We start from the raw sequence: 3520 nt of genomic DNA, 5'->3' as shown, positions 1-3520 counted from the left end.
TGAAAACTACAAAATATCGCAACATTGGCACTACAAGAAAACCCAGAAATCGGACCCGAAGCACCCGCAAGTCATTGATTCATATCGCTAGCGCTCGTCGGCCCAGCCCAAGAGAGGCCGATTGGTGTCGAACTCGGGGGGTTCCTTGGTTGGTGATTATCAATGGTAGCTACCATCGGGTATATTTGTCCAGCGGCCGGGCGATGAATTTCAGCTTTGCTATATTGTTTGTAGCTTGTTGTGTTTGTTGCTAGCGCGGTAGTGGGGATTTTTCTTTGTTTAAAGCTCGATTCGCCGCGTTCGCCCCGCTCGCCGCGTTCGCCCTGAGCCTGTCGAAGGGCCTTTGAAAGAATCGCCCTGGCTTCGACAGGCTCAGCCCGAACGGATGGGGCGCTGGCTTCGACGGGCTCAGCCTGAACGGGTGGGGTGAGGCGCTGGCTTCGACGGGCTCAGCCTGAACGGGTGGGGTGGGGCGGGCGGGTTCGTTGTGGTCTTGCGGCCGCTATACCTGCGCGCCCTCCACCAGAAACTGCACCCGGCGCTCACCCTTCCACTCGTTCACATCGAGGCGAAAGGCCAGCAGCACGCGCGCGGGCAGTTGCTCGGTGTGGCCGAACCAGATGGCATCCACCGGGTTGCCCTGGTGGATGAGCTTGATGGACAGGTGGTTCTTGGCCTCGCCCACCAGGCGCTGGCTGAGTACCTGCACTTCTTCGCTGAAGGTGGGCGGCGCAAAGCCCTGGCCCCAGACTTCGCGGTGCAGGGTGTCCACGATGTCGGCGCGGCAGTACTCGGCGGGCAGGGGCCCGTCGGTCTCGATGCGGCGCGTGAGGGTGGATGCGTCCAGCCATTCCTGCGCCACCTGGGCCAGGGCTTTTTCGAACACCTCGAAGCCATCGGCCGCCACCGTGCAGCCTGCGGCCATGGCGTGGCCGCCAAATTTGAGGATCACGGCGGGGTGCCGCTTGGCCACCAGGTCGAGCGCATCGCGCAAATGAAAGCCAGGGATGGACCGGCCCGAGCCCTTGAGCTCGTGCGCCTTGCCGGGCGCGCTGCTGGCGGCAAACACAAAGGTGGGGCGGTGCAGCTTGTCCTTGATGCGGCTGGCCACGATGCCGACCACGCCTTCGTGAAAATCCGGGTCGAACACGCTGATGGCGGGTGGCGGGTCTTCGTCTTGCTGGAACAGGCTCTCGGCCATCAGCATGGCCTGCTCGCGCATGCCGCCTTCGATCTCGCGTCGCTCGCGGTTGATGGCGTCGAGCTGCCCGGCCAGCTCGGCGGCGCGGCCCGCATCGTCGGTCAGCAGGCATTCGATGCCCAGCGTCATGTCGGCCAGGCGGCCTGCGGCGTTGATGCGCGGGCCCAAGGCAAAGCCAAAGTCAAACGTGGTGGCCGCGCTGGCCTTGCGGCCTGCGGCGTGGAACAGGGCGGCAATGCCCGCAGGCATCTGCCCGGCGCGGATGCGGCGCAGGCCCTGCGCCACCAGGCGGCGGTTGTTGGCGTCAAGCTTGACCACATCGGCCACGGTGCCCAGCGCCACCAGCGTGAGCAGCGGGTCGAGCTTGGGCTGGGGCTTGGGCGCCCCCACGCTCCCCGCTTCGCGTGGTTCGCTGCCCCCCGAGGGGGCCCTCTCGCCTTGGGACGGCCCAGCGGCGCTCGACATATCGAACACCCCCCGCGCGCGCAACTCGGCCCGCAGCGCCAGCAGTACATAAAACATCACGCCCACACCGGCAATCGATTTGCTCTCGAAGGTGCAGCCGGGCTGGTTGGGGTTGACGATGGCATCGGCGGCGGGCAGCTCGGGCCCGGGCAGGTGGTGGTCGGTCACCACCACCGTGAGGCCCAGCGCCTTGGCCTCGGCCACGCCGTCCACGCTGGCGATGCCGTTGTCCACGGTGATCAGCACGTCGGCCCCGCGTTCCTTCACGCGCCGGGCAATGGGGGCCGTAAGGCCATAGCCGTCAGTGATCCGGTCGGGCACCAGGTAGTCCACATGGCGGCCGCCCAGCATGCGCAGGCCGCGCACGCCCACAGCGCAGGCGGTGGCGCCGTCGCAGTCGTAGTCGGCCACGATGACCATGCGCTGGTTTTGCTGCACGGCATCGGCCAGCAGCCGCGCCGCCTGCGTGATGCCTGCCAGCCCGGCGGGGGGCAGCAGGTGGGTCAGGCCATCGTCCAGCTCGTCCTTGCCCCGCACGCCGCGCGCGGCGTACAGCCGGGCCAGCAGGGGGTGTACGCCCGCCTGCTCCAGCGCCCAGGCGGCACGCGGCGGGATGTCTCTTGCTACTATTTTCATAGCTTACTGAGTAGGTCAGGCAAGCGCAATGGCTTGAAAAGACTCTGAAATCGCTGCGCCAGCCCGCGCGCGGCGGCACTGCCAAACGCCAGTGCATTGCGGTCCCCGCACAGCGTGAGCTGCACCGCCGCACCGCGTTCGGCCTGGCGCAGCAGGTCGGCCACAGGGCCTGCGTCCAGTGCAGCCCAGGCTGCGGCCCAGGCGCGCCAGTCTTCGCGCAGCGCCGCGTCGCGCAGGTCGGTGGGCATGGTGGGCCGGGTGTGTGTGGCAGGCGCCTTGTGCGATGGCAAGGCCCCCGCACCGTGCACCCAGAACGAGTTGACCACCGGCAGGCCGCGCTCGGCGCGTTCGTCGTTGAAGGCGTGCGTGTACAGCAGCATTTGCATCTCGCTGTGCAGGCGGTGCAGCGTGCGGGCGGCGGCGGGGTCGGCACAGTGTGGCATCCAGGCGCGCACATCGCGCAGCAGCACGCGCTCCGGCGAGGCGGTGCAAAGCTGCGCAAAGAGATCGCCGCTGGCCAGCCAGCGCGTGGGCTGGTCGTAGTGCAGGGTGATGCCGTCCTCGGCAAACCAGGGCGACACAATGGCCAGCAGCGCCCGCGAGGCCGCTTCATCCAGGCCCAGGGCCTCGGGGTCGCGCAGGGTGACGTGGTCGGTGCTCACCTGCCACTGGCAGGGCGTGACGAATGCCCAGGCCTTCTCGTCGGCGGGCGCGCCCTGCTGTTGGCGGTGCCACGCGGCCCACGGGATGCGGCCATCCTCGCAAGGCAGGCCCAGCAGGCTTGCCAGCACGCGTTCGTGCGGGGGCGAAAAGCTGGTTTCCTCGCCTTCGGCGGCCGCCGCGCTGAAGGCGGTGGGCAGGGCGCCCAGCCGCGCCAGCAGACGGTCCAGATGGGGCAAGGCCAGGCCTTGCAGGGCTTGCTGGCATCCCTCCGAGGCGCTTGCAGCGTGGGGGATGAGCACATGGTGGGTGTCCGACATTCCGGTATTTTGCGGGATGCCACAATCGGCAAGGCCCCCGGGCAGACATTCCGTCACGCCCGGGCTGGCCATCCCTTTTTTCCCGATCCATGCAAATCCCCTACGAACTGGCCCTGGGCTGGCGCTACACCCGCGCTGGGCGCGCCACGCGGCGCAACGGCTTCATCTCGTTCATCTCGGGCGTGTCCATGCTGGGCATTGCGCTGGGGGTGGCGGCGCTCATCATTGTGCTGAGTGT

2 protein-coding genes and 1 pseudogene are annotated in these 3520 nt (G+C 67.7%); 1 reads left to right on the top strand and 2 read right to left on the bottom strand.

Annotated features, from left to right (window positions below; translation table 11 throughout):
* Nucleotides 1-502: 502 nt before the first annotated feature.
* Together recJ and ACK543_RS00845 are read right to left on the bottom strand one after the other, a co-directional pair.
* Nucleotides 503-2302 carry a single-stranded-DNA-specific exonuclease RecJ gene (recJ, locus tag ACK543_RS00850; RefSeq protein ID WP_409940991.1) on the bottom strand — a complete coding sequence of 600 codons (1800 nt, stop codon included), beginning with the start codon at nucleotides 2300-2302 and terminating at the stop codon, nucleotides 503-505.
* Nucleotides 2299-3282: a phosphoglycerate mutase gene (locus ACK543_RS00845; RefSeq protein WP_409940990.1), complete on the bottom strand. Its 984-nt coding sequence runs from the start codon at nucleotides 3280-3282 to the stop codon at nucleotides 2299-2301. The genes recJ and ACK543_RS00845 overlap by 4 nt, the downstream gene beginning before the upstream one ends.
* A gap of 89 nt (nucleotides 3283-3371) precedes the next feature.
* Between ACK543_RS00845 and ACK543_RS00840 the strand changes: the two are divergent.
* A pseudogene (locus tag ACK543_RS00840) lies at nucleotides 3372-3520 on the top strand (lipoprotein-releasing system transmembrane subunit LolC); the annotation flags it as partial.

The organism is Acidovorax sp. (genome assembly GCF_046341535.1).
Lineage (GTDB): Bacteria > Pseudomonadota > Gammaproteobacteria > Burkholderiales > Burkholderiaceae_C > Acidovorax.
Note: the sequence above shows the minus strand (reverse complement) of the source record. Positions and strands in the feature narration are given on the sequence as shown.